Source organism: Streptomyces sp. NPDC043726 (assembly GCF_056436565.1).
On record NZ_JBWKCI010000012.1, the window covers coordinates 76,689 to 100,796 of the forward strand.

Sequence of the window (24,108 nt, forward strand, 5' to 3'; positions counted from 1 at the left end):
CGGTCCCGACGCGGGTTCTACCTGTCATACACCGCTCGCGCCTCACAGGTTCCCGATCACGAAACCCCGAATCATGGGGCCGGTACCGCGCCCGCCGCGGAGCCGCCGCTGCGGGCGCGGATCAAGCGGATCAAGCACATCGAGCGGATCAAGCACATCGAGCGGATCAAGCACATCGAGCGGATCTTGCGGATCTTGCAGATCGAGCAGATCCAGCGGCTGATCGGATCGAACGCCGCCCGGTCAGTCCCACGACCCCCGCGCCCCAGGCAGCCGTCCCACCTCCGCCAGATCCTCCGCCGTGAGCCGCAGGGAAGCCGCGTGCGCGTTCTCCGTCACCCAGCGTTCCTGTTTCGCGCCCGGGACCGGGACCACGTGCCGGCCCTGTGCCAGGACCCACGCCAGCGCCACCTGGGCCGGGGTGACGTCCTCGCCGTGGCGGTGGGCGATCCGGCGCAGGCCCGCCACGATCGGCTGGTTGGCCGCCATCATCTCCGCCGTGAAGCGAGGGTGCCGGGCGCGCACGTCGTCCGGTTCGAAGCCCTCGCCGGGGGTCAGCGTGCCGGTCAGGAAGCCGTTGCCGAGCGGCATCGCGGCCAGGAAGCCGATGCCGCGCGCCTCGCACCACGGCAGCAGCGACTCCAGCGCCTCCGGCGACCACACCGACAGTTCCGCCTCGACCGCGCTCACCGGGAACACCTGCTGCATCCGCCGCAACTGGCGCAGGGTGGCGTCGTGCAGCCGGGTACCGGACCGGCGGCCGCCGCGCGCGCCCACCGCGCACAGGCCCAACGCCCTTACCTTGCCCGCCTGTACGAGCTCCGCCATCGCGCCCCAGGTCTCCTCGACCGGGACCTCCGGGTCCGCGCGGTGCAGTTGGTAGAGGTCGATCACATCCGTCTGCAGCCGCCGCAGCGAGGCGTCGCAGGCGCGCTTCACGTACCCGGGGCGGCCGTTGGCCACGATGTGCTGCTCGCCGACCAGCAGTCCGACCTTGGTCGACACGAAGGCGTCCTGCCGACGCTCCTTCAACACCCGCCCCAACAGCAGCTCGTTGGTGAACGGGCCGTACATGTCGGCCGTGTCCAGCAGCGTCGAGCCCAGATCGAGCGCCCGGTGCACGGCCCTCAGCGACTCGTCACCGCGCTGCCGTGATCCGCTGTACGCCCAGCTCATCGGCATGCACCCGAGTCCGACAGCCCCCACCGCGAGCGCCGCCGCGCCGATCGTCCTGCGCTCCACCTGCTCGTGACCCTCCCTCTTCCGGCACCCCAACCTAACCTCTGCCGTCCGGGCTCCCTGACATAGCCTCCTGACATGACTCCTGACGTGTGGCTTCCCATCCCGCCGGAAGAGATCGAAGGGCTCCCCGAGGGCCCGCAGTATCGTTTCTGGGACGGTGCCGAGGACTTCCCCGCGGACCCCGCCGCGTGCGCCTTCTACGTCGTCCCCTACATGAAGCCGCCGGGCCTCGGACAGCGTCCGCTGCCCCGGATGAGCTCCGTCCGGGTCGTCCAGACACTCTCCGCCGGCACCGACCACGTCGAGCCCGGCCTGCGGCACCTGGGTCCCGGCGTCCAGCTCTGCAACGCGCGCGGGGTGCACGAGGCGAGCACCGCCGAGCTCACCCTCGCCCTGATCCTGGCCTCGCTGCGCGGCATCCCGGACTTCGTGCGCGCCCAGGACAAGGGGGAGTGGCGCGGCGGGTTCCGGCCCGCCCTCGCCGACAAGACCGTTCTCATCGTGGGATACGGCTCGATCGGCGCCGCCATCGAGGACCGGCTCGCGCCGTTCGAGCTGGCGCGGGTGGCGCGCGTCGCGCGCTCCGAGCGCACCACGGCGCGCGGTCCAGTGCACCCACTCACCGAACTGCCCTCCCTGCTCCCGGAGGCGGACGTCGTCGTGCTGTCCACACCGCTCACCTCGACCACCCGGCACCTGGTCGACGCCGCCTTCCTGGCCCGGATGAAGGACGGGGCGCTGCTGGTGAACGTCGCCCGCGGCGGCGTCGTCGACACCAAGGCCCTGCTCGCGGAACTGGAGAACGGGCGCATCACCGCGGCCCTGGACGTCACCGACCCCGAACCGCTGCCCCCCGGCCACCCCTTGTGGCAGGCGCCCGGCGTGCTCATCAGCCCGCACGTGGGGGGCCCGACATCCGCCTTCCTGCCGCGCGCCAAGCGCCTGCTGGCGGACCAGTTGAACCGATTCGTGAACCGGGAGCCCCTGCGCAACGTGATCCTTACGACGGGTGTCCCCAGCGGCCCCGCGACCGATACGACGGCCACGTAATCCGGTTCGGGCACCCTCCGCAACCTTCCGGAAGCGGGCAGTGCCCGCACCCTCGTTGATCGTCACGGAGCGTAGAGAACCTATGTCCCTGAGTGACGAGACTGGTGTATCGTCCCGACAGGGGCTGCGCCGCGCACCGTTCGGCGCCGGGGATGGACATTTCAGACTGTGAGGGGGGCGACGGGCGATGCACGGCCTATGGACCAACGATCCGACGCGGCGGGGCCGCCGGCGGCGACCCTGGCGCACGACGGCGCGCAGACGCGGCCACCACGGCGGACACCACAGCCACCACCGCAGGCACAGCGGCCGCAGGAGGCACGCACACCCAGCGCACCGGGACACTCGGGACCCGGGAGCGGCGCGGACCGGGAGGGACCGGTGATCTCGCCGCCCCCCACCACCACGCTGCGTGGAGCGCTGCGGGCCCAGCCCGCCTCGGGGGTGCTGCCCCGGCCGCCGTCCACCGGCGGCGGGACCGGTCTGGTGCCCCAACTCGCCCTGGCCCTGGTGTGCGCGGGATACGCCGTCGGTTCCGCGTGCGGCTGGGGCTCGAGCCAACTCGCCCTGATCATGGGCGACTTCGGACTGAGCGCCGCGGCGGGAGCCGCGGCCGTGTCCTGCTTCGTCTACGCCCGCAACCGCCGGATCCGCTTCCGGCCGGCCTGGCTGCTGTTCGCCCTCTCCTCGCTGATGGCCGCCCTGGGCAACCTGGTCTGGGGGTGGTACGAGGTCGTCCTGGAGCGGCCCGTGCCCAGCCCCTCCTACGCGGACGGGTTCTTCCTCTGCTTCGCCCCGCCCGCCATCGTCGGGCTGCTGGTGCTCGCCAAGCGCCCGGTGACCAAGGCGGGTTGGGTCTGTCTCGGCCTCGACGCCTGGCTGATCGGCGGCTCCCTGCTCACGCTGTCGTGGAGCCTCGCCCTGGCGCAGACCGCGGCGGCGTCCGAGGCGACGAGCGTGGCGCACACCGCGCTCTCGCTCGCCTACCCGCTGCTGGACATCGCCCTGGTCAGCATGGTGCTCGCGCTGCACTTCCGGCGTTCGTCGGTGAACCGCACGGCCGTGAACACCGCGATCGGGGCCCTCGCCCTGACCGTGATGTGCGACGCGCTGTTCACCTCGCCGCTGATGCACAACGACTACCGTTCCGGCCAACTCCTCGACGCGGGCTGGTTCGCGGGCTCGCTGCTGCTGGCCTACGCGCCCTGGGCCGCCCCCCGGCACGGCGACGCCGAGCGGCAGGAGAGCGAGGGGTACACGCGCGTGGTGCACGAGCACCTGCCGGGACAGCGTGGTGGCGGCCACCACCACCTGCCCGAGCCGGGAGGTGATCACAGCCGGTACCCGGCGGCCCGGCCGATCGCCGGTTCGCTGGCCGCTCTCACGCCCTATCTCGCCGCCGCCGTCTGCACGTTGGGGATCCTCTACAACGTCCTCAACGGCCGCAGCGTCGACCGGGTCGTGCTCATCACCGGCGGCACCGTGGTGCTCGCCCTCGTGATGCGCCAAGGCATCATGCTGCTCGACAACATCACCCTCACCCAGGAACTGGCGCAGAAGGAGAACCACTTCCGCTCCCTGGTGCAGGGCTCCAGCGACGTCATCATGATCGCCGCGCCGAACGGCATCCTCCGCTACGTCTCCCCGGCCGCGGCCGGCGTCTACGGCCGCCCCGCTGAGGAGCTGGTGGGGACCGAACTGGCCAACCTGATCCACCCGGAGGACCTGGGCTGCGTGGTGCACGAGGTGCGCCGCTTCCTCGCCGCCAGCCCACTGGAGGAAGCCACTACGCGCATCGAGTGCCGCTTCCGGTCCGGCGACGGCGGCTGGCTCAATGTCGAGTCCACCGTCAACCGCCACCACGGCGGCCTCATCTTCAACAGCCGGGACGTGACCGAGCGCGTGCGCCTGCAGGCGCAGCTCCAGCACAACGCCGAGCACGACCCGCTCACCGACCTGCCCAACCGCGCCCTGTTCACCAAGCGGGTCCAGCAGGCGCTCTCCGGCCGCCGTGCCTCCGACCGCGGCGCCGCCCTGCGCGGCACCGCCGTCCTCTTCATCGACCTCGACGGCTTCAAGGCCGTCAACGACACCATCGGGCACCAGGCCGGGGACGAACTGCTCGTCCAGGCCGCCCGCAGACTCCAGGAGGCGGTCCGGCACGGGGACACCGCCTCCCGGCTCGGCGGCGACGAGTTCGCCGCGCTCATCGTCGGGGACGGCACCCGCGACCGTACCGCTCGCGAACGGAACATCCTGGAGCTCGCCGACCGCCTCAGGGTCACGCTGTCGCAGCCGTACGTCATCGACGGCAACGATGTCCGGGTCAACGCCTCCATCGGGGTCGCCTTCGCCGAGCCGGGCCTCGGCGCGGGGGAGCTGCTGCGCAACGCCGACCTCGCGATGTACCGCGCCAAGGCGGGCGGCAAGGGCCGGGTCGAGCTGTACAAGCCACAGATGCAGCAGGACGTCGTACGCAAGGCCGAGCTGGCCACGCGACTGCGGGCCGCGCTGCACGACGGCGAGTTCGCGCTGCTGCACCAGCCGGTGGTGTCGCTGGAGGACGGCCGGATCACATCGGTCGCCGCCCAGGCGCGCTGGCGGTCCTCGCAAGGGGTGCTGTTCACGCCCGCCGAGTTCCTGCGGGTGGCCGAGGACAGCGACAAGACCGCCGAGCTGGGCCGCTGGATGCTGCAGGAGGCTGTGGAGCAGGCCGCCGAGCGCACCGCGACGGGGCTCGCGGTACCGGTCTGCGTCCGGATGAACGCGCGCCGGCTGCTGGACCGCTCGATGCCGCTCGACTCGATCGAGGCCCTGCTCACCCGGCACGGGCTGCCGTCGGGCTCGCTGGTGATCGAGCTGTCCGACACCGACGTCCGCGTCTCGCTGGACGAGCTGGAGCGCAGGCTGAGCGCGCTGCGCAGGCTCGGCGTGCGGATCGCGCTGGACGGCTTCGGCAGTGGCAGTGCGGCGCTCACCGCGCTGCGCAGACTCCCCGTCGACATCCTCAAGATCGACCGCGGTCTGGTCGAGGGCGTCGTCGAGTCCGCGCGGCTGCACAAGATCACCAGCGGCCTGCTGCGGATCGCCACCGATCTGGGGCTGCAGTCCGTGGCCGACGGGGTGGACCTGCCCGAGCAGGTGGTGGCGCTGCGCGCGATGGGCTGCACCCACGGACAGGGCATGGCCTTCTCCGGCCCGCTGGACGAGTACCGGCTGCGCAGAGCGCTCGGATCCGGCCATTTTCCGGTCCCGCACGGACCGGTGGAGCCCGCGTTCGCCGGGGGTGCGGCACCGGTGTACACCGGAAGTGTGTCCGCTGTTCTCGGAGGCAGCAGTGCCCTTCGCTCACATAATGAGACGCCCGTCCCACCACCTTGACACGCGATGCGTGCCGGGGGGAGGGTCAGTGCCATGCGCACCCGAATTCTCGTACTTGGAAAGCGCGTCGGCTGACGCTGAGCCCTTGATCGCTCAGCGACCCACTCCCGGCGCGCTCCCCTCGCTTGCCTTACGGCACGAGGGGTTTTTTGTTGCACAGGCACCTGCCGAGCAGCAGCCGTACACCGCCCAAACTTCGCAAAAACCCTCAGCATCGAGAAGAGAATGCCGATGACCGAGCAGGCCACCGGGGCCCATCATCCGCAGCCGCGGCCCCGTTCCGGAGGACAGCAGTCCGCGCCCGAGCACGTCACGGGTGCGCAGTCCCTCATTCGCTCTCTCGAGGAGGTCGGCGCCGACACCGTATTCGGCATTCCCGGCGGTGCGATCCTCCCGGCGTACGACCCGCTGATGGACTCCACCAAGGTCCGCCACGTCCTGGTCCGGCACGAGCAGGGCGCGGGCCACGCCGCCACCGGCTACGCGCAGGCCACCGGCAAGGTCGGTGTCTGCATGGCGACCTCGGGACCCGGCGCCACCAACCTGGTCACCCCGATCGCCGACGCGCACATGGACTCGGTGCCGATGGTCGCGATCACCGGGCAGGTCGCCTCCAAGGCGATCGGCACCGACGCCTTCCAGGAGGCGGACATCGTCGGCATCACCATGCCGATCACCAAGCACAACTTCCTGGTCACCAAGGCCGAGGACATCCCGCGGGTGATCGCGCAGGCGTTTCACATCGCCTCCACCGGCCGCCCCGGCCCGGTCCTGGTCGACATCGCCAAGGACGCGCTCCAGGCGCAGACGACCTTCTCCTGGCCGCCCACCATGGACCTGCCCGGCTACCGCCCGGTGACCAAGCCGCACGCCAAGCAGATCCGCGAGGCCGCCAAGCTGATCACCGCCGCCAAGCGGCCGATCCTCTACGTCGGCGGCGGCGTCCTCAAGGCACAGGCCACCGCCGAGCTGAAGGTCCTCGCCGAGCTGACCGGCGCGCCCGTCACCACCACCCTGATGGCGCTCGGCGCGTTCCCGGACACCCACCCGCAGCACCTGGGCATGCCCGGCATGCACGGCTCGGTGGCCGCCGTCACCGGTCTGCAGAAGGCTGACCTGATCGTCGCCCTCGGCGCCCGCTTCGACGACCGCGTCACCGGCAAGCTGGACAGCTTCGCCCCGTACGCCAAGATCGTCCACGCGGACATCGACCCGGCCGAGATCGGCAAGAACCGGGCCGCGGACGTGCCGATCGTGGGGGACGCGCGTGAGGTCATCGCCGATCTGATCCAGGCCGTGCAGAAGGAGCACAGCGAGGGTCACCGGGGCGACTACGAGGCCTGGTGGAAGGACCTCAGCCGCTGGCGCGAGACCTATCCGCTCGGCTACGACCAGCCCGAGGACGGCTCGCTCTCCCCGCAGCAGGTCATCCAGCGCATCGGCCAACTGGCCCCGCAGGGCACGATCTTCGCGGCGGGCGTCGGCCAGCACCAGATGTGGGCCGCGCACTTCATCGACTACGACAAGCCCGCGACCTGGCTCAACTCCGGCGGCGCCGGAACCATGGGCTACGCGGTCCCGGCCGCGATGGGCGCCAAGGCCGGAGCCCCGGACCAGACCGTCTGGGCGATCGACGGCGACGGCTGCTTCCAGATGACCAATCAGGAACTCACCACCTGCGCCCTGAACAACATCCCGATCAAGGTCGCCATCATCAACAACGGCGCCCTCGGGATGGTCCGCCAGTGGCAGACCCTCTTCTACAACCAGCGCTACTCCAACACCGTGCTGCACAGCGGCCCGGAGGCGGACGGCAAGTCGCCGAGCGCCGGCACCCGCGTCCCCGACTTCGTCAAGCTGTCGGAGGCCATGGGCTGTTACGCGATCCGCTGCGAGGACCCGGCCGACCTCGACAAGGTCATCGAGGAGGCGAACTCGATCAACGACCGCCCGGTCGTCATCGACTTCATCGTCCACGAGGACGCGATGGTGTGGCCGATGGTCGCCGCCGGCACCTCCAACGACGAGATCATGGCCGCCCGGGACGTCCGCCCCGACTTCGGCGACAACGAAGACGACTGAAGCAGAGAGACGTAGAAGATCATGTCCAAGCACACGCTCTCGGTCCTGGTGGAGAACACGCCCGGCATCCTGGCGCGGATCGCCGCCCTGTTCTCCCGCCGCGGCTTCAACATCGACTCGCTCGCGGTCGGCGTCACCGAGCACCCCGACATCTCCCGCATCACCATCGTGGTGAGCGTCGACGACCTGCCGCTCGAGCAGGTCACCAAGCAGCTCAACAAGCTCGTCAACGTGCTGAAGATCGTCGAGCTGGAGCCCGGTTCGGCCGTTCAGCGCGAACTCGTTCTGGTGAAGGTGCGCGCCGACAACGAGACGCGCTCCCAGATCGTCGAGATCGTCCAGCTGTTCCGCGCCAAGACCGTCGACGTCTCCCCGGAGGCCGTGACGATCGAGGCCACCGGTTCCAGCGACAAGCTGGAGGCGATGCTCAAGATGCTGGAGCCGTTCGGCATCAAGGAGCTGGTCCAGTCCGGCACGATCGCGATCGGCCGCGGTGCGCGCTCGATCACGGACCGGTCGCTGCGCGCCCTCGACCGGTCGGCGTAACGACGGATCCGGGCGGCCGGGCACAACCGGCCGCCCGTATACCGAGACCCCCGAACTTCCCTTCCGCCCGCCGTCATACGGTGGAACGCAACACCTGCACACAAGGAGAGAACCCAAAGTGGCCGAGCTGTTCTACGACGCCGACGCCGACCTGTCCATCATCCAGGGCCGCAAGGTCGCGGTCATCGGTTACGGCAGCCAGGGCCACGCCCACGCGCTGTCGCTCCGTGACTCGGGTGTCGACGTGCGCGTCGGTCTGCACGAGGGCTCCAAGTCCAAGGCCAAGGCCGAGGAGCAGGGCCTGCGCGTGGTGACCCCGTCCGAGGCCGCCGCCGAGGCCGACGTCATCATGATCCTCGTCCCGGACCCGATCCAGGCCCAGGTCTACGAGGAGTCCATCAAGGACAACCTCAAGGACGGCGACGCGCTGTTCTTCGGCCACGGCCTGAACATCCGCTTCGACTTCATCAAGCCCCCGGCGGGCGTGGACGTCTGCATGGTCGCCCCCAAGGGCCCGGGCCACCTGGTCCGCCGCCAGTACGAGGAGGGCCGCGGCGTTCCCTGCATCGCCGCCGTCGAGCAGGACGCCACCGGCAACGCCTTCGCGCTCGCCCTGTCCTACGCCAAGGGCATCGGCGGCACCCGCGCCGGCGTCATCAAGACCACCTTCACCGAGGAGACCGAGACCGACCTGTTCGGTGAGCAGGCCGTCCTCTGCGGTGGTACGGCCGCCCTGGTCAAGGCCGGTTTCGAGACGCTGACCGAGGCCGGCTACCAGCCGGAGATCGCGTACTTCGAGTGCCTGCACGAGCTGAAGCTGATCGTGGACCTCATGTACGAGGGCGGCCTGGAGAAGATGCGCTGGTCGATCTCCGAGACCGCCGAGTGGGGCGACTACGTCACCGGCCCGCGGATCATCACCGACGCCACCAAGGCCGAGATGAAGAAGGTCCTCGCCGAGATCCAGGACGGCACCTTCGCGCGGGAGTGGATGGCCGAGTACCACGGCGGTCTGAAGAAGTACAACGAGTACAAGCAGCAGGACTCCGAGCACCTGCTGGAGACCACCGGCAAGGAGCTGCGCAAGCTCATGAGCTGGGTCAACGAGGACGCGTAAGCATCGGGGCCACGGGGTCGGAGCGCTCGCTCCGGCCCCGTTGTCCACATCGTCCAGCCACGGACGAGTGATCCTTCCGCTGAGGCGTAAGACGCCTCAGCCCGCAGCACTACACTGCTGCACAACATACGCGTCAGGCCCACAGCGTCGTGCGTCTTCCACGCGGCCCAGCGACACCGAAGAAGTGAGGGGCACGTCCCCACGCCGCCCGCTTCTCCGGCGCCGCTCCCCCTCCACCGCCTGCGGCCGTCGGGACGGCCGTCCGCAATGGACATGTGAGGACTCACGTGAGCTCGAAACCCGTCGTACTCATCGCTGAAGAGCTGTCGCCCGCGACCGTGGACGCCCTCGGCCCGGACTTCGAGATCCGCCACTGCAACGGCGGCGACCGGGCGGAGCTGCTCCCGGCCATCGCCGACGTGGACGCGATCCTGATCCGCTCCGCCACCAAGGTCGACGCCGAGGCCATCGCCGCCGCGAACAAGCTGAAGGTCGTCGCACGAGCCGGCGTCGGCCTGGACAACGTCGACGTCTCCGCCGCCACCAAGGCCGGCGTGATGGTCGTCAACGCCCCGACGTCCAACATCGTCACCGCCGCCGAGCTGGCCTGCGGCCTGCTGCTCGCCACCGCCCGCAACATCCCGCAGGCCAACGCCGCGCTGAAGAACGGCGAGTGGAAGCGGAGCAAGTACACGGGCGTGGAGCTCGCCGAGAAGACCCTCGGTGTCGTCGGTCTCGGCCGCATCGGCGCGCTCGTCGCGCAGCGCATGTCCGCCTTCGGCATGAAGGTCGTCGCGTACGACCCCTACGTGCAGCCCGCCCGGGCCGCGCAGATGGGCGTCAAGGTGCTGTCCCTCGACGAGTTGCTCGAGGTCTCCGACTTCATCACCGTGCACCTGCCGAAGACCCCCGAGACCCTCGGTCTCATCGGCGACGAGGCGCTGCGCAAGGTCAAGCCGAGCGTCCGCATCGTCAACGCCGCGCGCGGCGGGATCGTCGACGAGGGGGCGCTCTACTCCGCCCTCAAGGAGGGCCGGGTCGCCGGCGCCGGTCTCGACGTGTACGCGAAGGAGCCCTGCACGGACTCCCCGCTCTTCGAGTTCGACCAGGTCGTCGCCACCCCGCACCTCGGTGCCTCCACCGACGAGGCGCAGGAGAAGGCCGGTATCGCCGTCGCCCGCTCGGTGCGGCTCGCGCTCGCCGGTGAGCTGGTCCCGGACGCGGTGAACGTCCAGGGCGGTGTCATCGCCGAGGACGTCAAGCCGGGTCTGCCGCTCGCCGAGCGCCTCGGCCGGATCTTCACCGCGCTCGCCGGTGAGGTCGCGGTCCGCCTCGACGTCGAGGTCTACGGCGAGATCACCCAGCACGACGTGAAGGTGCTCGAGCTCTCCGCGCTCAAGGGCGTCTTCGAGGACGTCGTCGACGAGACGGTGTCCTACGTCAACGCCCCGCTGTTCGCCCAGGAGCGCGGTGTCGAGGTGCGGCTGACGACCAGCTCGGAGTCGGCCGACCACCGCAATGTCGTCACCGTGCGCGGCACGCTCGGCAGCGGCGAGGAGGTCGCGGTCTCCGGCACGCTGGCCGGTCCCAAGCACCTCCAGAAGATCGTCGCGGTCGGTGACTACGACGTCGACCTCGCGCTCGCCGACCACATGGTGGTGCTGCGCTACGAGGACCGCCCGGGTGTCGTCGGCACCGTGGGCCGGGTCCTCGGCGAGGCGGGCATCAACATCGCCGGTATGCAGGTCGCCCGTGCGGCGGTGGGCGGCGAGGCGTTGGCCGTGCTGACCGTCGACGACGCGGTGACCGCGGCCGTGCTGGCCGAGGTCGCCGAGGAGATCGGGGCGACCTCCGCCCGCGCGGTGAACCTGGTCTGAGGTTGCCGTGACCCCGGGGGCCCCGCCCCCGGAACCCCGTTCGCCCTGAACGGGCTCGTCCTCAGACGCCGGACGGGCTGAGTCGATCAGCCTGTCCGGCGTTTTCCTCTGTCCGCACCTTGATCCGCCGCAGCGTCACCGCCGCCAGCACCGCCGCGGCGAGGAGCAGGACCGCGCCCACGACCGCCGCCGTGTGCATCCCCGCCGTGAACGCCTGCCGGGCGGCCGTCGCGAGGGTCTGTCCCGTGCGCTCCGGCATCCGCTCGGCCACCGCCAGCGCGCCGCCCAGCGTTTCGCGGGCCGCCTCCGGGGCCGTGTCCGGCATCTCGGCGCGGTAGACGGCCGCGCCGATGGAGCCCAGCGCGGCCATGCTGAGCGCGCCGCCGAACTCGGTGCCGGTCTCCATCAGGGAGGAGGCCGAGCCCGCCTTCTCCACCGGGGCCGCGCTCAGCGCGAGGTCGGTCAGCTGGGACATCACGGCGACGATCCCGCAGGCCAGGACGGCGCACGCGGCCAGCAGCAGCCAGATGGCGTCCGAGCCGGTCAGGGCCAGCATCAGATAGCCGGACGCGGCGACCGCGAAGCCCCCGGCGACGACCTGGGCGCGCGGCACACCCCGCTGCACGAGTCCGGCCGCGACCGGCGCCGCGGCGCCGATGGGCAGCGAGGGCAGCAGGCTCCACAGCGCCGCCTCCAGGGCGCTCTTGTCCAGGACGGACTGGAGGTACTGGGTGGTGAAGTACGCCGAGCCCATCATCCCGAAGGCCGAGACGAGGTTGAGCACGACCGCCGGGGTGAAGCCGTGGCCCCGGAACAGGGCGGGGGAGATCAGCGGCGAGGCCGTGGTGCGCTGCCGCTGGACGAAGAGCGCCGCGAAGAGCAGACCGACGGTGACCGAGACGACGTGGCCGGCGTTCCAGCCCTCGGCGGCGATCTCCTTCAGGCCGTAGATCACGGGCAGCACGGCCGCCATGGACAGGGGCACGCTCAGCAGGTCGAAGCGGCCGGGCTCGGGGTTCTTGGACTCGGGCAGCAGGACCGGGCCGAGGAGCAGGAGCAGGGCCATCGCGGGCAGGTTGACCAGGAAGACCGAGCCCCACCAGAAGTGCTCGACGAGGACGCCGCTCATCACCGAGCCCAGCGCGATCCCCGCGGTCATCACGCCGGACCACACGCCGATCGCCTTCGTGCGCTGCGCCGGGTCGGTGAACATCGTGCGCACCAGCGCCATCGTCGACGGCATCAGCGTGGCGCCGCCGATGCCGAGCACCGCGCGGGCGGCGATCAGCGTCTCGGGGCTGTTGGCGTACGCGGCCACCAGGGAGGCGCCGCCGAAGGCCGCCGCGCCGAACAGCAGCAGCCGGCGCCGGCCGATCCGGTCGCCCAGCGAGCCCATCGTCATCAGCAGGCCCGCCAGGACGAAGCCGTACATGTCGAAGATCCACAACTGCTGTGTGCCGCTCGGCTCCAGATCGGCGCTGATCGCCGGGATCGCGAAGTAGAGGACCGAGACATCCATCGAGACCAGCAGCAGCGGCAGCATCAGCACCCCGAGCGCGGTCCATTCACGGCGGCCGGCACGGGTGGGCGGGGTCGGGTTCGTCGTCATGCCGGTGAATGTACACACGTCTTAAACACTTGTCTATGACGGTTGTATAGGACGCCTGTATGAACCGGGGTACGCTGGCGCCATGGGACACCGTGAGGATCTGCTCGAAGGCGCCAAGCGCTGCCTGCTGGCCAAGGGGTTCGTGCGCACGACCGCGCGCGACATCGTCAAGGAGTCGGGGACCAACCTGGCCTCGATCGGGTACCACTACGGCTCGAAGGACGCGCTGCTCGCGGAGGCGTACGTGGCGCTCGTCGGCGAGATGGGCGACGCCTTCGAGGGGGAGGGGGCCGTCGCGAGCACCACCGAGGACGGCTCGATCGAGCGGTTCCAGGAGGCGTGGTCGAACATCATCGGCACCCTGAGGGCGCCGATGTGGCGCCTCAGCATGGAGGTCATCACCTCCGGCGACCGGATGCCCGAGGTCCGCGACCACCTGGCGCGGGCCCAGCGGGAAGCCGGGCGCGGCCTGATCCCGCTGCTCATGGGCGGGCGCGAGGAGGACGTCTCGGACGAGACCGCCGACACCCTCGGCATGTTCTACGTGACCCTCATGACGGGCCTCATCGCCCAGTGGACCTTCGACCCGAAGACCGCGCCCGGCGCGGAGCAGCTCACCGAGGGGCTGCGCCAGGTCATCGAGGCCGCCACCCGGAAGTGACCCGCCCCTCGCCCCGGCCGTCCGCCCCGCCCTACAGCCGCGCCCCCTTCAGTGCCATGTGCAGCAGCAGCCGGTCCTCCCCGTCGTCCAGGTCGAGGCCCGTCAGCTGTTCGACGCGGGAGAGGCGGTAGTACAGGGTCTGCCGGTGGATGCCCAGCTCGGCGGCGGTGCGGGCGGCCTGGCCCGCGCAGTCGAGGTAGACCTCGGCGGTGCGGGCGAGTTCCCGGTGCGCGGGAGCCAGGAGCGGGGCCACCGCCGGGTCACGGGCCGCCTCCGGGGGCAGCGCGGTCAGCAGGCGGTACGGGCCGATGCGGGCCCACTCGGCGACGGGCCCGAGCCGGGGCTCGGCGAGCACCGCCCGCGCCGCGGCCGACGCCTCCCGCCAGGCCGCCCCCAGCTCCACCAGCCCGGCCCGGGCGGCGGCGATCCCGGCGCCCCCGCGTCCGGCCGCGCGCTCCAGGAGCCGTCCGGCCGCGGTCGTCGCCGGCGTCAGGACCTCGGGCGAGCGCAGTCGCATCAGCAGCGCCAGCGAGTGGGCCGTCGCCCCCCACGGCACCGTGCACAGCGCCGTCGCGCCCGGCACCGTCCGCACCGAGGGGGCGTCGTCCGGGTCGGCCGACGGCCAGGGGGCGACGCAGACGACCGTATGGACGGAGTCGGCGCGGGGGCCGAGGGCGGCGCGGAGTTCGGCGACGGCCATGTCCCGCTGCCAGTCCCGCTCGGCGGTGAGGACGGCCCGCAGTTCACGGGTGAGGTCGGCGCCGTGCTGGGCCTCGTCGGCGAGCAGGGCGCCGATCCGGGTGGTGACCTGCATCGCGGCGGCCAGCTGGCGGTCGGTGGGCCCGGGGTCGTCGTCCAGGAGCCAGACGTACCCGAGGACGACACCCCGATGGCGTACCGGCAGACAGATCCGGCCGCGGTAGACGCCGGCCTCCGGGGTGGGCGGGATCCGGACCGGGGCGCTCGCGCGGGTGATGCCGAAGCCCTCGAACCAGGCGCGGACGGCGGCGGTAGAGCGGCGGGTCAGGATCGAGCGGGTGCGCACAGGGTCCAGCGCCGAGGCGTCCAGCTCGTCCTCGCTGTCGTACGCGCCGAAGGCGATCAGCTCGAAGTCGCGGTTCTCCAGGGTCGCGGGGGCGCCCAGCAGCTCCGAGATCTCATCGACGAGCTCCTGGTAGTCAGCCTTGAATTCCGCTGTCACTCGGGCATTCTCCCTCATTTCCCGAGGGTCCTCATACATCTGTATGAGATCTGTGGCACGGATGCGTGACAGCTGTCGATGGCCGACGATCGGAGGGATCCTTAGGTTTCACGGTGGTTCTCCGTGCCGTACCCCAAGCGTCGGGTCGCGGCCTGTTTCTGATGGTTTGTGGAGGTGCCCCGTGCTGGGTCCCGTGATTCTCGCCGCGTCGCGCAGCGACCGGATGCGACGTCTGGTCTCGGCGGCCCCGGTCACCAAGCAGGTCGTCGACCGCTTCATCCCCGGTGAGACCGTGGCCGAGATCGTCCCGATCATCGAGGACCTCACGGCCAAGGGCCTGGAGCTGACCATGGACGTGGTCGGCGAGGACATCACCACCCCCGAGCAGGCCGAGGCCGCCCGGGACGCCTACCTGGAGCTGATCGACCGGCTCAAGGGCCTCGGCCTCGGCACGCGCGCCGAGATGTCCGTGAAGCTGTCGATGTTCGGCCAGGCGCTGCCCGGCGGCCACGAGCTGGCGCTCGCGAACGTCCGTCCGGTCGTCGAGGCCGCCGCCGCCATCGGCACCACGGTCACCCTGGACGCGGAGGACCACACCACCCTCGACTCGATGTTCGCCATCCACGAGGAGCTGCGGAAGGACTTCCCGCAGACCGGCTGCGTGATCCAGGCCTACCTGTTCCGCACCGAGGACGACGCCCGCCGGCTCGCCGCGAACGGCAGCCGCGTGCGCATCGTCAAGGGCGCCTACAAGGAGCCCGCCTCGGTCGCCTACCAGGACAAGGGCGAGATCGACAAGGCGTACGTCCGGATCATGCGCATCCTCATGGAGGGCTCCGGATACCCGATGATCGGGTCCCACGATCCGCGCCTGATCTCCATCGCCCAGGAGCTCGCGCACCGCGCGGGGCGCAAGCTGGACGAGTACGAGTTCCAGATGCTGTACGGCATCCGCGGCGACGAGCACCTGCGCCTGGCCGCCGAGGGCCACCGCATGCGCGTCTACACCGCCTACGGCACCGACTGGTACGGCTACTTCATGCGCCGCTTGGCGGAGAAGCCGGCGAACCTGCGCTTCTTCGTCCGGTCGATGATCACCAAGGGCTGATGCACCGGGCGAGCGCCGACTGTCGGCCCCCGAGGAGTCCTCGGAGGCCGACAGCCGCCGCCTTGTGGCCGGCTGAGCCGGACCCAGATCCGTGGAGGAAAGGAGTTACGGATCTCGTGACTCCGCCCCCGAAGGGGCTTCTCGCGAAACCGCCGGGGCGACGTCGCGACGGTCAAGCCCTGACCACTGCTCACCATATGCAACGGCCTCAGCGGCCCCAGGCTGAAGCCGTGGATTCACTCGGAAGAGGTACGTCATGGACGCTGTGACCCAGGTCCCCACCCCCGTCAACGAGCCGGTGCACGGCTATGCCCCCGGCTCGCCCGAGCGGGCCCGGCTCGAGGTCAAGCTCAAGGAGCTGGCCGAGAACCCGATCGACCTGCCGATGACGATCGGCGGCGAGAAGCGGATGGGCGGCGGTGAGCGCTTCGACGTCGTGCAGCCGCACAACCACAAGGCCCGCCTCGGCACCTACGGCAACGCCACCCAGCAGGATGCCCAGGACGCGATCGACGCGGCCCTCGCCGCCGCCCCGGCCTGGCGCGCGATGTCCTTCGACGACCGCGCGGCGATCATCCTGCGCGCCGCCGAGCTGCTCGCCGGCCCCTGGCGCGAGACGCTGGCCGCCTCCACCATGCTCGGCCAGTCCAAGACCGCCCAGCAGGCAGAGATCGACACCCCGTGCGAGCTGGTCGACTTCTGGCGCTTCAACGTCGCCTACGCCCGCCAGATCCTGGCCGAGCAGCCCCCGGCGAACTCCCCGGGCGTGTGGAACCGGCTGGACCACCGCCCGCTGGAGGGCTTCGTCTACGCGATCACGCCGTTCAACTTCACGGCCATCGCGGGCAACCTGCCCACCGCCCCGGCCCTCATGGGCAACGTCGTCGTGTGGAAGCCGTCCCCGACGCAGACCCACGCCGCCGTGCTGCTGATGCAGCTGCTGGAGGAGGCCGGTCTGCCCAAGGGCGTCATCAACCTCGTCACCGGCGACGGCGTCGAGGTCTCCAAGGTCGCCCTGGAGCACCGGGACCTCGCGGGCATCCACTTCACCGGCTCGACCAAGACCTTCCAGTACCTGTGGAAGACGGTCGGCGCCAACATCGAGAAGTACCGCTCGTACCCGCGGCTGGTCGGCGAGACCGGTGGCAAGGACTTCGTCGTCGCCCACCCGTCGGCGGACCGCGCGGTGCTCAAGACCGCCCTGACCCGTGGTTCCTTCGAGTACCAGGGCCAGAAGTGCTCGGCGAGCTCCCGCGCCTACATCCCGGCCTCCATCTGGAACTCCGGTTTCAAGGAGGAGTTCGCGGCCGAGGTCGACTACCTGACCATGGGTGACGTCACCGACCTGTCGAACTTCATCGGCGCGGTCATCGACGAGCGGTCCTTCGCCAAGAACAAGGCGGCGATCGACCGGGCGAAGCAGGACCCGACCTGCACGATCGTCGCGGGTGGCTCCTACGACGACTCGGTGGGCTACTTCGTCCGCCCGACCGTCATCGAGTGCACCGACCCGGAGAACGAGGTGTTCACCACCGAGTACTTCGGCCCGATCCTCGCCGTGCACGTCTACGAGGACGACAAGTACGACGAGATGCTGACCCAGATGGAGTCGGTGTCCGACTACGCCCTCACCGGCTCGGTCATCTCCGGGGACCGCGCGGCGGCGGCGTACACGATGGAGAAGCTGCGCTTCGCGGCCGGCAACTTCTACATCAACGACAAGTCGACCGGCGCCGTCGTCGGCCAGCAGCCCTTCGGCGGCGGCCGCGCCTCCGGCACCAACGACAAGGCCGGCGCCCCGCAGAACCTGATGCGCTGGACGCTGACCCGCGCCATCAAGGAGACGCTGGTCGCGCCGACCGACTACGCCTACCCCCACATGGGCTGAGCCCTCAGCGGGTGATCACGGGCCGGGTTCCCTCATGGGGCCCGGCCCGTCGTGCTACTCGGCGATCTCCGTCCGTTCCCACCACTCGTAGACCGGGAGCTTCCCGGACGGGGTCTGCTCGGCCCGCGAGGTCGGCCTGAAGTGCTCGTAGCCGCCGCGGAGCTTGATCTTCACGTCCGGCCCGGGCTCGGGTACCGGGACGACCCGCTCGGGGAGATCGTCCGGACCGCCGTCGAGAACCACTTTCTCCGTGCCGCTCATGTCCACTCCTTCCCCTTTCTCCCCACGGTAGGACGGCCGACGGAGGCCTGCCGTCTCAGATAGTAGGAAGTCCGAGTAATTGTGGAGACAGAAGCGCCACCCTCCCTTAACTTTGTAGAAGCCGAACGTCTCGCTAGATCAAGCGAATGGCGGTCGTGAGCCAGGCCCCGCGCAGGCAACCCCTGCGGCCGGCTCCCCGCCCCACCCGGCGTCTCGTAACCCCCTTCCGCTCCAGGTTTGTCGAAGGAGTCGATCCCTCATGGCCGAGACGACCGCCCGCCGAGTCCGTCACCTCTCCCGTACGAGCGAGTCCGACCGCAAGAACGCCGCCGCCGCACTCCAGCGCGCCCTCGACCGGCGCGACAACGGCGGCGCGACCGGCCACTGAGCCGGAACCCTCAGACGCCGGAACCCCCAGACGCCGGGAGCCGCACCCGCGCGAGGTGCGGCGCGGACTCACGCGCCGCGCCGCACCTCGAAGTGGTCGATGCGTCTGCCGTCGTGGGCCAGCGCCGACACTTTCAACCGGGCGCCCTCCACCTCGACCTTGAGGACCGAGAAGCCCCGGTAGCGCACCCGCGACCACTCCACGGTCTCCTTCTTGGCGGACCGTGACTTGGTCCACTGGAAGGTGTCCACCGACTCGCGGTCCTTCACGTGCCCCTCGTAGCTCTCCGCCACGCCCGCCGGGAAGCCGTACAGATCCTTGCCGCCCCCGCCGGCCGTGACGTACACGGTGCCGTCGCGGGTCGGGTCGGTGGCGCCGCCGATCGGCACCGGGCGGCCCACCTCGCCGTTCTTGATGGCGTCGGTCCGCTCGTAGACGTGGTTGTGGCCGTTGATCACCAGGTCGACCTGGTGCTCGGCGAACAGCGGCAGCCACTCGGCGCGCACCCCGCCGTCCGAGGCGTGCGAGGACGTCGAGTACGTGCAGTGGTGGAAGAAGACGACGACGAAGTCCACCGCCGCCGAGGCCCGTAGCTCGCGCAGGCGCGCGTCCAGCCACTTCGTCTGGCGGCCGTCCGTGTACCCGAGGTTCGCGGGGATCTCGTACGAGACATCGTTCGCGTCCAGCGCCACGACGCCGACGTTGCCGTACACGAAGGAGTACACCCCCGGTGCCGTCCGCGGGTCGAAGCCGTTCTCCGGGAGGCTGAAGCGGGCCAGCTGGCCGCCGTAGCCGTCCGGTGAGTACCAGGCCTCCATGTCGTGGTTGCCGGTCGTCACCATCCACGGCACGGACTTCGCGACCTGCTCGTTCTGCTTGAGGAACAGGTCCCAGAACCCGGGGTCGTAGCCGTCCGACTCCTCGCCCCTGCCCTTGACGTTGGCGTAGCAGATGTCACCGGCGTGCAGATGGAACGCGGGGTCCTGACGGAGCAGCAGATGGTCGCTCGCCTCGGCCGCGTCGCTGACACCCTGGTCGCCGAAGGCGGTGAAGACGAAGGACTTCGGGTTCGCCGGGGCCGTACGGAAGGAGGCGACCGTGGCGCGGTGCGGAGCCTCGGCCGGGTCGAAGCCGTCGTGGCCCACGCCGTAGTAGTACGTCGTGTCCGGCAGCAGGTCGTCCAGTGCCGCGTGCATGTAGTACTGCTCCAGGGCGAGCCGCACCCCCTCCACGCCCGGCGTGTGCAGATCGCGGATCTCGGCCGCCACCTTGCGGCCGAGGTCGTCCGGCCGTGAACCCACGCGCACGTACGGCCGTTTGACCGCGGCCGGCACCTGCCAGGAGATCCGCATCTGAGTGCGTGGATCCGCGCCGAAGGCGAGATGGCGGCCGAAGGGGACGACGGCCGAGCCGGGCACCTTGCCCGTGGCCGACGCGGAGGGCCGTGCCGTCGGTGTCCCCGACTCCGAGCAGCCCGTCAGCAGACCGCCGGCCACCGCGCCCACCGTGACCAGCGCGCGGCGCCGGGTCAGCTTCGTGCGCGCGTACTCGTACTGCTCGGCCATGCTCATCCGGCGCGCGAGCTGCGGCGGAATACCTATGTCGGGGACGGGGGGTCCGGGGGGTGTGCCCCTGGATGGTGCAGTCATGGTGGAGAACTTCCCAGCGATCCCCAACGCCCTTCATACATACGGGTGAACGGCAACCGACGTGATGTGGTTGCCGCTGGTCGGCTGTCCGTATCGCGGACATCGTGTGTCATCCCATGGGACGAGGAGTAGGGTGCCGACATGTCTCGCAGCCTCAATCTCGCAGTGATTCCCGGTGACGGCATCGGCCAGGAGGTCGTGGCCGAAGGTCTCAAGGTCCTCTCCGCCGTCCTTCCGCAGGATGTGAAGCTGGAGACCAAGGAGTACGACTTCGGCGCCCGGCGCTACCACGCCACCGGTGAGACCCTCACCGACGCCGACGTCGACGCGCTGAAGAAGCACGACGCCATTCTGCTCGGTGCCATCGGCGACCCGTCGGTCCCCTCCGGTGTCCTGGAGCGCGGCTTCCTGCTCAAGCTCCGCTTCCTCTTCGACCACCACGTCAACCTGCGTCCGTCGAAGCTCCTTCCGGGCGTGGAGACGCCGCTGAAGGGCGAGCCGTCGATCGACTTCGTCGTCGTCCGGGAGGGCACCGAGGGCCCGTACACCGGCAACGGCGGCGCCATCCGCCAGGGCACCCCGCACGAGGTGGCCACCGAGGTCTCCGTCAACACGGCCTTCGGTGTCGAGCGCGTGGTCCGGGACGCCTTCGCCCGCGCCCAGGCCCGCCCCCGCAAGAAGCTCGCGCTGATCCACAAGAACAACGTGCTGTCCTTCGCGGGTCACCTGTGGACGAACATCTTCAACCAGGTGGCCACGGAGTTCCCCGAGGTCACCACCGAGTACATGCATGTCGACGCGGCGACCATCTACCTGGTCACCCAGCCCGAGCGGTTCGACGTCATCGTCACCGACAACCTCTTCGGCGACATCATCACCGACCTCGCCGCGGCCGTCTCCGGCGGCATCGGCGTCGCGGCCTCCGGGAACATCAACCCCTCCGGTGAGTTCCCCTCGATGTTCGAGCCGGTCCACGGTTCCGCGCCGGACATCGCGGGCCAGGGCAAGGCCGACCCCACCGCCACGGTCCTGTCCGTCGCGCTGCTCCTGCGGCACCTCGGCTACGACGCCGAGGCCGCCCGGATCGACGAGGCGGTCGCGGCCGACCTCACCGAGCGCGTGGGCAAGCCCGCCCGCAGCACCACGGAGATCGGCGACGCGCTGGCCGTACGCGTAGCCGGCTGACCCGTCGCTCATCTCGAAGCCGCCGGGTCCGAACGCCCGGCGGCTTTCGCATGTCCGCCGCCGGGTGTCACCATCAACCCCTGGGTCGCGATTCACGCCGATTTCTTCCACGGCTCACGCTTGCGATAATCGAACGCGGAGCCGCGGAATGAGGGAATGCTCGGACGTCCTAGCACTGGCCACTGACAGTACTGGCGCGAGCGCGGCCCGCCACAACCAAAACCGGTGAAGGACAACCACTCATGACGACGCCCACGATCGAGCTCAAGCCCTCCGCCAGCCCGCTCGCCGACGCCCAGCGCGCGGCGATCCTGGCCGACCCCGGGTTCGGCCGCCACTTCACCGACCACATGGTGACCATCAAGTGGACCGAGGGCCGCGGCTGGCACGACGGGCAGCTCGTCCCGTACGCGGCGATCTCCCTCGACCCGGCCACCATGGTGCTGCACTACGCGCAGGAGATCTTCGAGGGCCTGAAGGCCTACCGTCAGCCCGACGGCACCGTCGCCACCTTCCGCCCGGACCGGAACGCCAAGCGCTTCCAGGCCTCCGCCCGGCGCCTCGGCATGCCCGAGCTGCCGGTCGAGACCTTCATCGAGGCCTGTGACGCCCTGGTCAAGCAGGACGCGGCCTGGGTCCCGGCGCACGGTGGCGAGGAGTCCCTCTACCTGCGTCCGTTCATGATCGCGACCGAGGTCGGGCTCGGGGTGAAGCCGGCCAACGAATACCTGTTCCTCGTCATCGCCTCCCCGGCCGGCGCCTACTTCCCGGGCGGCGTGAAGCCGGTCTCCATCTGGGTCTCCGAGGACCACGTCCGCGCGGTGCCCGGTGGCATGGGCGACGCCAAGACCGGCGGCAACTACGCCGCGTCCCTGCTGGCGCAGGCCGAGGCCGCGGCCAAGGGGTGCCAGCAGGTCTGCTACCTCGACGCGGTCGAGCGCAAGTGGGTCGAGGAGCTCGGCGGCATGAACCTGTACTTCGTGTACGGCAACAAGATCGTCACGCCGACCCTCACCGGGTCCATCCTGGAGGGCGTGACGCGCGACTCCCTGCTCGCCGTCGCCCGTGACCTCGGTTACGAGGCCGAGGAGGGCCGGATCTCCGTCGACCAGTGGCAGCGCGACTCCGAGAACGGCTCGCTGACCGAGGTCTTCGCCTGCGGTACGGCGGCGGTGATCACGCCGGTCGGCACGGTGAAGCGGACCGGCGCCGAGTGGCGGCAGAGCGGCGGCGAGCCCGGCGAGGTCACGCTGCGACTTCGCCAGGCCCTCCTGGACATCCAGCGGGGCACTGCCGTGGATCGCCACGGGTGGATGCACCCCCTGGGCTAAGAGCACCCTGTGCCGAAGCGGGCGTCTGGGGGCGGCAGCCCCCAGGCCCCCGCTTCGGCCTAGACGGCCTCGTCCTCAAACGCCGGACGGGCTGAGATCGCCGCCACCGGCGTCGAAGACAGCACGTACGCCACACCCCCCACCAGCCCCGACAGCAGGAAGCTGCAGTCCACCCCGCCCGTCAGCGTCAGCAGCGGGCCCTCGTACGACGGCAGGGCCACCGCGAGGACGCCGACCGTGGCGCCGAGGGCCCAGGACACGGTCGCCGGGATGTTCCAGCCGCCGCGGTACCAGTAGATGCCGCCCCGCGAGCGGCGGTTGAAGACCTGGAGGGCCTCCGCGTCGTACTCGCCCCGGCAGCGGGCGAAGCCGATCAGGGTGATGACCGCCCACGGTGTGCCGATCGCGGTCAGCAGCAGCACGAACGACGTCATCGCGTCCTGGGCCGTGGAGGCGTAGTGACCGACGAAGACACAGACCGTGGCGACCACGGCGACCGTGTAGGTGGCCGTGGCCCGGGAGGCGCGCGGCAGGATCGCGTCCAGGTCGAGGCCCATGGAGTAGAGCATCAGACCCGCGTTGCCGACCGAGCCGGCGGAGGCGGCGAGCAGCAGCGGCACCAGGTACCAGGTGGGGGCGGCGTCGACGAGCGGTCCGGCGTAGTCGAGGGCCGCGCGGGCCGCGTACGCCGTGAAGGTGCCGAAGAGCTGGGGGATCAGCAGGCCCACGGCGAGGCCCAGCCAGGTCGCGTGCAGTACCCGGCGGGAGGAGTGGCGGGCGGGGGAGATGTAGCGGGTGTAGTCGCCGAGCAGCGTGATGAAGGCGATGGGGCCCGACAGGCCCGCGGCCACCGTCGCGAGCAGCCACGTCGGCCAGAAGCCGCCCAGCAGGTAGCCGCCCGCGTCGGGGAGCGCGGCCGTGGTGAAGTCCGGGGCGTAGGCGAAGACGCCGAGCAGCAGCAGGGCCGTCATGCCGACCGCGAGGACGCGGGAGATGGCGAGGAGCACGCGGTAGCCGTACACCGCGCCCGTGACCGTCGCCGCGGCGAGCAGGCCGTAGATCACCCCGTAGGAGAGATCGTTCGCGGGGAGGCCGAACAGGCGGTTGAGGGTGCCGAGCATCACGTCGCCGCCGATCCAGACGGTCAGCGCGGTGTAGCCGAGGGCGAGCAGCAGGCCGACGACCGAGCCGACGAGCCGGCCGCGCACGCCGAACTGGGCGCCGGAGGACGTGGACAGGTTGGTCGCCGTGCGCAGCGAGATCAGGGCGAGCGGGGCGGTGAAGGCGATGCCCACCGCCGTACCCACCAGGACCGAGCTGACCGATGCCCACCAGCCGAGACCGAACGACGGCGGCAGCCAGCCGAAGACGATCACGCCGAGGCAGAGGTTCGACCCCAGCAGGATCGAGACGAGGTCACGGGGTCCGCTGGTGCGTTCCTCGTCGGGGACGGTGTCGACGCCCCGCTGCTCCACCCGCATACCTGGTCTCCTCGCCTCGCCGCACATTTAGAACGTCACTCAATGTGGGTC

The 24,108-nt window shown here is 70.6% G+C and carries 18 protein-coding genes; 12 read left to right on the top strand and 6 right to left on the bottom strand.

Features of this window, described 5'->3' with window-relative positions; genetic code table 11:
- Positions 1–243: 243 nt before the first annotated feature.
- A complete protein-coding gene (locus tag AC068Z_RS31390) occupies positions 244–1,242 on the bottom strand; it encodes an aldo/keto reductase (RefSeq protein WP_478563196.1) in 999 nt (332 codons plus the stop codon).
- Between the two features lie 75 nt (positions 1,243–1,317).
- Between AC068Z_RS31390 and AC068Z_RS31395 the strand changes: the two genes are divergently transcribed.
- From AC068Z_RS31395 to serA, 6 genes are all read left to right on the top strand, one after another.
- Complete coding sequence (locus AC068Z_RS31395; protein ID WP_478563199.1) at positions 1,318–2,292, top strand: 2-hydroxyacid dehydrogenase; 975 nt, start codon at positions 1,318–1,320, stop codon at positions 2,290–2,292.
- A gap of 381 nt (positions 2,293–2,673) precedes the next feature.
- A complete protein-coding gene (locus AC068Z_RS31400) occupies positions 2,674–5,673 on the top strand; it encodes a putative bifunctional diguanylate cyclase/phosphodiesterase (protein ID WP_478563202.1) in 3,000 nt (999 codons plus the stop codon).
- Positions 5,674–5,904: 231 nt separating this feature from the next.
- Positions 5,905–7,755 carry an acetolactate synthase large subunit gene (locus AC068Z_RS31405; RefSeq protein ID WP_478563205.1) on the top strand — a complete coding sequence of 617 codons (1,851 nt, stop codon included), beginning with the start codon at positions 5,905–5,907 and terminating at the stop codon, positions 7,753–7,755.
- Between the two features lie 21 nt (positions 7,756–7,776).
- The gene (gene ilvN, locus AC068Z_RS31410; RefSeq protein WP_093722996.1) at positions 7,777–8,301 is read left to right on the top strand and encodes an acetolactate synthase small subunit; all 525 of its coding nucleotides are present in this window, start codon (positions 7,777–7,779) and stop codon (positions 8,299–8,301) included.
- A gap of 118 nt (positions 8,302–8,419) precedes the next feature.
- Positions 8,420–9,418, top strand: coding sequence for a ketol-acid reductoisomerase (gene ilvC, locus AC068Z_RS31415; RefSeq protein WP_451721745.1), 999 nt, complete (start codon positions 8,420–8,422; stop codon positions 9,416–9,418).
- 287 nt (positions 9,419–9,705) lie between these two features.
- Positions 9,706–11,295, top strand: coding sequence for a phosphoglycerate dehydrogenase (gene serA, locus AC068Z_RS31420; RefSeq protein WP_478563210.1), 1,590 nt, complete (start codon positions 9,706–9,708; stop codon positions 11,293–11,295).
- Positions 11,296–11,356: 61 nt separating this feature from the next.
- Here serA and AC068Z_RS31425 read toward each other — a convergent pair whose 3' ends face one another.
- Entirely contained in the window at positions 11,357–12,904 is a 1,548-nt protein-coding gene (locus tag AC068Z_RS31425; protein WP_478563213.1) for an MFS transporter, read from the bottom strand.
- A gap of 82 nt (positions 12,905–12,986) precedes the next feature.
- On the opposite strand from AC068Z_RS31425, the gene AC068Z_RS31430 reads away from it, so the two are divergent.
- The gene (locus AC068Z_RS31430; protein WP_478563216.1) at positions 12,987–13,565 is read left to right on the top strand and encodes a TetR/AcrR family transcriptional regulator; all 579 of its coding nucleotides are present in this window, start codon (positions 12,987–12,989) and stop codon (positions 13,563–13,565) included.
- Between the two features lie 31 nt (positions 13,566–13,596).
- On the opposite strand, the gene AC068Z_RS31435 is transcribed toward AC068Z_RS31430, so the two are convergent.
- Positions 13,597–14,784: a helix-turn-helix domain-containing protein gene (locus tag AC068Z_RS31435; protein WP_478563219.1), complete on the bottom strand. Its 1,188-nt coding sequence runs from the start codon at positions 14,782–14,784 to the stop codon at positions 13,597–13,599.
- A gap of 163 nt (positions 14,785–14,947) precedes the next feature.
- Here AC068Z_RS31435 and AC068Z_RS31440 point away from each other — a divergent pair, with 163 nt between their 5' ends.
- Together AC068Z_RS31440 and pruA are read left to right on the top strand one after the other, a co-directional pair.
- The gene (locus AC068Z_RS31440) at positions 14,948–15,874 is read left to right on the top strand and encodes a proline dehydrogenase family protein (RefSeq protein WP_478563222.1); all 927 of its coding nucleotides are present in this window, start codon (positions 14,948–14,950) and stop codon (positions 15,872–15,874) included.
- A gap of 256 nt (positions 15,875–16,130) precedes the next feature.
- Positions 16,131–17,762 (top strand): L-glutamate gamma-semialdehyde dehydrogenase, encoded by a 1,632-nt coding sequence (pruA, locus tag AC068Z_RS31445; protein WP_478563225.1) that lies wholly within the window; start codon positions 16,131–16,133, stop codon positions 17,760–17,762.
- Between the two features lie 54 nt (positions 17,763–17,816).
- Here pruA and AC068Z_RS31450 read toward each other — a convergent pair whose 3' ends face one another.
- Positions 17,817–18,023 (bottom strand): DUF5988 family protein, encoded by a 207-nt coding sequence (locus AC068Z_RS31450; RefSeq protein WP_478563228.1) that lies wholly within the window; start codon positions 18,021–18,023, stop codon positions 17,817–17,819.
- 259 nt (positions 18,024–18,282) lie between these two features.
- On the opposite strand from AC068Z_RS31450, the gene AC068Z_RS31455 reads away from it, so the two are divergent.
- Positions 18,283–18,411, top strand: a complete 129-nt coding sequence (locus AC068Z_RS31455) for a hypothetical protein (protein ID WP_015657642.1) — start codon at positions 18,283–18,285, stop codon at positions 18,409–18,411.
- A 68-nt stretch (positions 18,412–18,479) separates the two neighbouring features.
- Here the strand turns inward: AC068Z_RS31455 and AC068Z_RS31460 are convergent, their stop codons facing one another.
- A complete protein-coding gene (locus AC068Z_RS31460) occupies positions 18,480–19,976 on the bottom strand; it encodes a purple acid phosphatase family protein (protein WP_478563231.1) in 1,497 nt (498 codons plus the stop codon).
- A 225-nt stretch (positions 19,977–20,201) separates the two neighbouring features.
- Here AC068Z_RS31460 and AC068Z_RS31465 point away from each other — a divergent pair, with 225 nt between their 5' ends.
- Together AC068Z_RS31465 and AC068Z_RS31470 are read left to right on the top strand one after the other, a co-directional pair.
- Positions 20,202–21,245: a 3-isopropylmalate dehydrogenase gene (locus tag AC068Z_RS31465; protein WP_478563234.1), complete on the top strand. Its 1,044-nt coding sequence runs from the start codon at positions 20,202–20,204 to the stop codon at positions 21,243–21,245.
- A 242-nt stretch (positions 21,246–21,487) separates the two neighbouring features.
- Complete coding sequence (locus AC068Z_RS31470; protein WP_478563237.1) at positions 21,488–22,576, top strand: branched-chain amino acid aminotransferase; 1,089 nt, start codon at positions 21,488–21,490, stop codon at positions 22,574–22,576.
- Between the two features lie 59 nt (positions 22,577–22,635).
- Here AC068Z_RS31470 and AC068Z_RS31475 read toward each other — a convergent pair whose 3' ends face one another.
- On the bottom strand, positions 22,636–24,057 hold the full coding sequence (locus AC068Z_RS31475; protein WP_478563240.1) for a cytosine permease: 1,422 nt from the start codon (positions 24,055–24,057) through the stop codon (positions 22,636–22,638).
- Positions 24,058–24,108: the final 51 nt, after the last annotated feature.